The sequence below is a fragment of the Legionella sp. genome (genome assembly GCF_965140895.1).
Classification (GTDB): domain Bacteria; phylum Pseudomonadota; class Gammaproteobacteria; order Legionellales; family Legionellaceae; genus Legionella.
This window is the reverse complement of sequence record NZ_CBCSKT010000028.1, coordinates 1-5,721: the sequence shown is the minus strand read 5'-3', so window position 1 is coordinate 5,721 and position 5,721 is coordinate 1. Positions and strand designations below refer to the sequence as shown.

Genomic DNA, 5,721 nt, shown 5'->3' with positions numbered 1-5,721 from the left:
ATGAAATCTCATAATGCCGATACTTTTAATTCATTTCAGAAAAAATTTCCAGTACTTTCAATGGCGATGGGTATATAACATATTTGCTCAAAATAAAGTCAATGAATTCCTGTTGTTTTTGATCGGCATAAGAAACGGCTATCGCTGGGCGCGCACTTTCAACTCGTTTTATCCTTGTAAGTTTCTCAGAGGCAAATGCCACGAAAACTAGTACATCATACACATCACTATCTCTAGCATCGATTAAGTTTTTCATACTATCCAAAGAACCCCAGTTTTTACAAGGGATTATGGATGTTATTGGAGTGTCTTGGATGGTAAATTGGTGGGGCGGCGGCTATTTAACTTGAAATATAATTATTTGATTTTTAATGTATTTATTTTTAATATATTTAAATATACCCCCATTTATACCCCCTGCAACATCCCCTATCTCTAATTTATTCTAATATTTGTCGATATAATGTTAAATTTTAGACATATTATACGGATATGTTTATACCATCGACACATCTTAAAAACATGTCGACAAAACATTAAAATATCGACATATTTCCTTGACATGTCTACCACATCGACATATCCTTAAAACATGTCGATAAAAGTGGAAAATTTAAACATTATGAAAATTGATGTAACTAAAGCATACAATGAATTGCCTGCACTGCCTCCTAGACAGGATATAGAAACTAAAAAAATACTGAAAGTGTGCATTGAAGCACGTGCATCACTAGCAGAACTGAGAAAGGCAGCAGAAATGTTACCAAACCAAAGCGTTTTAATAAACTCACTGCCTTTATTAGAAGCTCAAGCAAGCTCAGAGATTGAAAATATAGTGACTACAACAGATAAGTTATTTCAATATGCCAATAGTAGTTCCGAAACTAATATAGATCCAGCGACAAAAGAGGCTTTACGTTACAGAACTGCTCTGAGAGAAGGCTTTGAATTTATTAAGTCTCGACCATTAAATACAGTCTTAGCAGAAAATTTATGTTCAACCTTGCACGGTGTTGAAATGACCGTAAGAAAGGTTCCAGGAACCACTCTCTCTAATCAAGCAACTGGAGAAATAATTTATACTCCTCCTGAAGGCGAGGCGCTTTTAAGGCAAAAGCTTCACAATTGGGAAGTATTTTTACATGATCAGAATGATATTGACCCGTTAATAAAAATGGCTATAGGGCATTATCAATTTGAAGCAATTCATCCATTTACAGATGGGAATGGTCGAACGGGAAGAATTTTAAATATATTGTATTTAATCGATCGAGAACTATTAACCATACCGGTTCTTTATTTGAGCCGTTATATTATCAAGCATAAGAAAGAATATTACCAAAATCTCCTAAATGTCACTTTAAAAGATGACTGGGAGTCTTGGATTATTTACATGTTAAATGCCGTCGCAAACACATCTCAATGGACTTGCAATAAGATTAAGAATATTGTCGGTCTAATGGAAGAAACCGTGGAGTATGTAAAAAATAAACAACCTAAAATATATTCAAGGGAATTGGTAGAGCTCCTTTTTGTACAACCTTACTGTAGAATTTCTAATGTAGTAGATGCAGGGATAGTAAAGAGACAAACTGCTGCCGAATACCTGCAGAAGCTAGTCAGTGAGGGCATTTTGAAAGAAATAGAAATTGGAAGAGAGAAAATATATATCAATACAAGATTTATGCAAATCTTATTTCAGGACACTGATTAAAAAGTAATACAGTGTGGCATTTATAGTTAATAATGTTAAAGACTTAAATATGCAGGTCAAAAATATGAGCACAATATTATCAATTGAAAAATTCATAAAAAAAATTCCAAGAGGAAGGATTTTTTTTGTGGACTCAATTTATAAGAAATATCCAATTAAGCTTGTACAACGTGTTTTATTGCGGTTAGCAAAAAGCAATGAAGTAGGTACTATATGTCGCGGTATATATTTTAGGCCTGAAGAGAGTCGCTATTTGCCAGGTCGCCCAATTCCGCCAAGTACAGATAAAATCATTAATGCTGTTTCTAAGAAAACAGGTGAGACAATAACAATTCATCCTGCTGTAGCTTTGAATCAGCTTGGTCTTAGTACGCAAATTCCTGTTCACTCAATTTACTATACGACTGGTCGCTCGCGTTATATCAAAATTAATGGTGAAAATAGAATTAAACTTGTGCATGTAAGTCCTAGAAAAATAGTCATGCCAAATACAGTAATATGTCATGTGGTTACTGCCTTGTGGTATGAGGGTAAGGGGTATTTAAAACCACGAGTAGTTAAGAAGCTTCATAATCGTCTAAAGGATAAATATTTCAATGAGGTTTTAATGCATCTTGATAAGATGCCCGCATGGATGCGGAAAGTGTTTATTCGTTACCAGAGCATGCAAGCGGATGACCCTGAATTACAAGAAGACCCTAATGAATATTGGCGGGGTTAGGCGCCAGACCAGCCAGATATGGGGGTACACTCCTATGATTATTAGAAATAAACGCTAATTTAATCAAGGAAATGATTAAAATTTAATGTTCATTTGATACCAACTTTTTGGATTTTAATAATGCCAATATTTTTTGTGAAGCAATTTGCCTTTCTCTTACACGCCCAGAACGAATAGCATCAATTAGTGTTAATAAGTCATAAAATAGCGGATCGGGATGCTTTGCTACAGATTCAGGCACTGAAGAATATAATGGCTTTAGAGCAAGACCACGCTCATTTCCTTCGCCATATGGCCATACAGGGATAGGATCATTACCAGCAGCAATCTGATCACTTAAGCTTGGAGCAGCATAACTAGTAGGAATACCACGGGCTAGCTCACCTAATTTAGCAGGAAAGACATACTTTAAACCATGAAGAAAAAATTCTTCACAAGCCTGAATAATGGGTTGCGGCTTGCTTGGTGGATGATATGGTGTAATTAACCCTGCTACAACCAATCGTTTAAATGCACTATTGATTTGAGAGGGACTTAAACACAATTCAAATGCAATACTATTTTGAGACCAGTTTTTATCTGTTTGATAGGCTAATAGCTTGGCCAGAACTACGATGTCTTGTGATTTAATCATTAAGAATCACCTTTTATTCCATATTCTAGAATTTAGAATAAAAAGTACTTTTAGTCAACTCTTGATAGCCTTTTCATACAAAGCTTTTGCTTAGATAAAAAAATTTTATTATATTTCGATGAGATAAGATAAAAAAGCAGCATCCCCACGATTTGCCCATTTATTGAGAAAATCATCTGAGGTCAAGTCTAATGTTAAATTTCCTACTCTGAGATCATTTTTTTTAGACGCCCAGCCAGGGCTTTTCTGCTCTAGATAACGTTCACGTATTGAACAATAATAGTGAGGTATTACATATTTCGCTTTGATAAACATAGTCGTTAACTTTAACGATAAGGCATGTTGTGGAAAATTATCATAAAGTATTCCTAGTGCATTTATTCCAGTATTTGATAATTTATTCCCACGGCAAACTAGGCGTGATACATGCTCCGCATTTAAGTTGTTTCCATGTTCTCGAATGTATTGAAATAAAAGCTTGGAAACGTTATTTCCCTCTGTCGTACCTTTTATGTATGAATTTAAATCAATAACTCTGTCAATTAAGGAATCGAGATAATTTTTACCTTCTAAACTGCCTCTCATCTTATTTAAGTAATCAAAAAGGAATTGCGAGAGAGAGTCATCAAACAGCCCGCACGATAGATTAGCCAGATCTCTAACAGCTAAATAAAGTTGAGTTGGATTTTCTAAACTTGCAATTGAAATCAACTCCTTGTTAAGTCCATTAGCAAAATCATTGCTTTTAGATACTTTTATACTTAGTGACTTCTTTTTGCTTTCGTCATAAATTCTGGAAGCATTACCAGAGTCCATTATCCATTTTTGTAACCAGATATACCAAGATTGCTGAAAGCTTGTAGACGCTAAAATTAAAATTACCGGAACTCGACACTCATGAACGTACCTTAAAAAGGATTTTGAAATAGTTTGAATAATATAATCAGAGTTTACATCAACATTTTGTGATGATTTAATCTGGGCTTTAATGAACATAGGACGGACTTCCTCATCCTCCGGTGCAAATTGTAGTTCTAAATCAATTCCATAATCAGGTGATATATTATGCGCAATCCAACAACGAGATGAGGAAACTTGAAATTTAACAAAGTCTTGACCCTTTTCACCAATCTTTTGTGATTTTGTTTGAATTGGCATTACTACTCCTTTTTACAATCTTTCCTGTCAAGTGGTTCGGGTACATATCGGATTCAAATAACTTTTCATTATTTATTAAAAGAATTACCTAAGTAACCTTGACAATATTAAACATAGCTAAAGCAATTAAAATTAAAACCATTAATGCTATTAAATAGCCCCAATTCATTTTAGTGCTAAGTGACCTTTTATTGGATCGCGAACGGTGTGTAATTACAATTGAATTATCTTTAATATCAGTACAACGCTCTACCTCTTTGTATTTACTATATAGGGATATTAATTCTGTCATTCCTTGAGATGTCCCTGTTATATTTTTTGTAATGCTAGTTTTTTCTAAATCTTCCCCAAATTTAACAGCACCTCGTAAAAGAGGATGAATTACCTTAAGCTCCAATAACCAAAGAAATAAAAGAATTAATATAATCAATAAAGTGAGATAAAAAGCTATATGATGAGAACCAATGTGCTTAATGTCTATGAAAGATTGGGTTGAATTTTCTTTTGCTAAATAAAGGACTGCTGCTAACAATGCTGCAATTATAGAAAAAAAAGTTGCCGTGTTTTTACAATCAAATCATTAAAATGCATTTGTGTTTCTACAGCCGTTTTCCATATATTATATTGAATTTTCAATATTTCAATTTGATGTTTTTCGTCAGAAGTGTCCATAATCCACTGATTCAAATTATTTATAATTAAGTGTAGTCGATTTTAAATAATATCTTTTTCAAAAGTAATTTTGATTAAAATAGATGCTCAAGTAACGTTATGAATAATTTATTGTTTTTTTTCACACATTCAGCTCCAATCAAAGTACATATTAAGGTACAATTTGCTTGTTATTCATTGTTAATAACAATGAGGATAGGATGGCTTTTCAAACAGGAATAAGCGGAAACCCTAGTGGACGCCCAAGAGGTACAGGTTCTCGTCAACAAATATTCAGTGCCTTGGTCGAGCCTCATAAAGAAGCACTATTTAATGTGGCTATTAATATGGCTTTAAAAGGCAATGAAGCTATGTTGCGGTTATTCTTGGAGCGTATGCTTCCTGCAAAACCAAGCGATGAACCAATTCAATTCAGTATACCTGATTGTAATACCAGTTATACTCAAACTATTTCTTGCATTGGAAAAGAGGCCTTGCAAGCAGTTACATCAGGCGTTATAACACCTGATGAAGCTGGGCGAGTGGCCTCCTTAATTGGTGCAAATGCTCGGCTTATCTCTTTAGTAGAACTTAATCAAAGAATGAAGGCTTTTGAAGACAAAGAAGCTCGATAATTTACCAACAATTCCACTTAAAATCATTATTTCTGCTTTAAGTTGCATAGTTGCTCATCATAGAGAAATGCAAGCATGCAACTTCGCATTTAATATTGCAGGCAATTTATGCAGTTGCATTAATGGTTACCCTCATGAATCCCCTCATTTTATATCACCCAATACATCGCACCAAAAGTCGTGCTGCTGCAGTAATTCACTGAATTTT

General features: G+C 34.2%; 7 protein-coding genes. 3 read left to right on the top strand and 4 right to left on the bottom strand.

Annotated elements, in window-relative coordinates; translation table 11 throughout:
* Positions 1-25 precede the first annotated feature (25 nt).
* Positions 26-256 carry a type I restriction-modification enzyme R subunit C-terminal domain-containing protein gene (locus tag ACQY7T_RS03320; RefSeq protein ID WP_428411294.1) on the bottom strand — a complete coding sequence of 77 codons (231 nt, stop codon included), beginning with the start codon at positions 254-256 and terminating at the stop codon, positions 26-28.
* Between the two features lie 366 nt (positions 257-622).
* Here ACQY7T_RS03320 and fic point away from each other — a divergent pair, with 366 nt between their 5' ends.
* Positions 623-1,714, top strand: coding sequence for a protein adenylyltransferase Fic (gene fic / locus ACQY7T_RS03315; protein ID WP_428411293.1), 1,092 nt, complete (start codon positions 623-625; stop codon positions 1,712-1,714).
* A gap of 13 nt (positions 1,715-1,727) precedes the next feature.
* Positions 1,728-2,435 (top strand): DUF6088 family protein, encoded by a 708-nt coding sequence (locus ACQY7T_RS03310; RefSeq protein ID WP_428411292.1) that lies wholly within the window; start codon positions 1,728-1,730, stop codon positions 2,433-2,435.
* Positions 2,436-2,517: 82 nt separating this feature from the next.
* On the opposite strand, the gene ACQY7T_RS03305 is transcribed toward ACQY7T_RS03310, so the two are convergent.
* The 3 genes from ACQY7T_RS03305 to ACQY7T_RS03295 form a co-directional block, all read right to left on the bottom strand.
* Positions 2,518-3,069, bottom strand: coding sequence for a hypothetical protein (locus tag ACQY7T_RS03305; RefSeq protein WP_428411291.1), 552 nt, complete (start codon positions 3,067-3,069; stop codon positions 2,518-2,520).
* A gap of 108 nt (positions 3,070-3,177) precedes the next feature.
* The gene (locus ACQY7T_RS03300; RefSeq protein WP_428411290.1) at positions 3,178-4,227 is read right to left on the bottom strand and encodes a DUF4365 domain-containing protein; all 1,050 of its coding nucleotides are present in this window, start codon (positions 4,225-4,227) and stop codon (positions 3,178-3,180) included.
* An 88-nt stretch (positions 4,228-4,315) separates the two neighbouring features.
* On the bottom strand, positions 4,316-4,759 hold the full coding sequence (locus ACQY7T_RS03295) for a hypothetical protein (RefSeq protein WP_428411289.1): 444 nt from the start codon (positions 4,757-4,759) through the stop codon (positions 4,316-4,318).
* Between the two features lie 340 nt (positions 4,760-5,099).
* Here ACQY7T_RS03295 and ACQY7T_RS03290 point away from each other — a divergent pair, with 340 nt between their 5' ends.
* On the top strand, positions 5,100-5,513 hold the full coding sequence (locus tag ACQY7T_RS03290; protein WP_428411288.1) for a DUF5681 domain-containing protein: 414 nt from the start codon (positions 5,100-5,102) through the stop codon (positions 5,511-5,513).
* The last annotated feature ends 208 nt before the right edge of the window (positions 5,514-5,721 follow it).

Bases quoted from the DNA above. Each gene is read 5' to 3' on its own strand.
- ACQY7T_RS03320 (WP_428411294.1), bottom strand. From the start codon at position 256: ATGAAAAACTTAATCGATGCTAGAGATAGTGATGTGTATGATGTACTA.
- ACQY7T_RS03290 (WP_428411288.1), top strand. From the start codon at position 5,100: ATGGCTTTTCAAACAGGAATAAGCGGAAACCCTAGTGGACGCCCAAGA.
- fic (WP_428411293.1), top strand. From the start codon at position 623: ATGAAAATTGATGTAACTAAAGCATACAATGAATTGCCTGCACTGCCT.
- ACQY7T_RS03305 (WP_428411291.1), bottom strand. From the start codon at position 3,069: ATGATTAAATCACAAGACATCGTAGTTCTGGCCAAGCTATTAGCCTAT.
- ACQY7T_RS03300 (WP_428411290.1), bottom strand. From the start codon at position 4,227: ATGCCAATTCAAACAAAATCACAAAAGATTGGTGAAAAGGGTCAAGAC.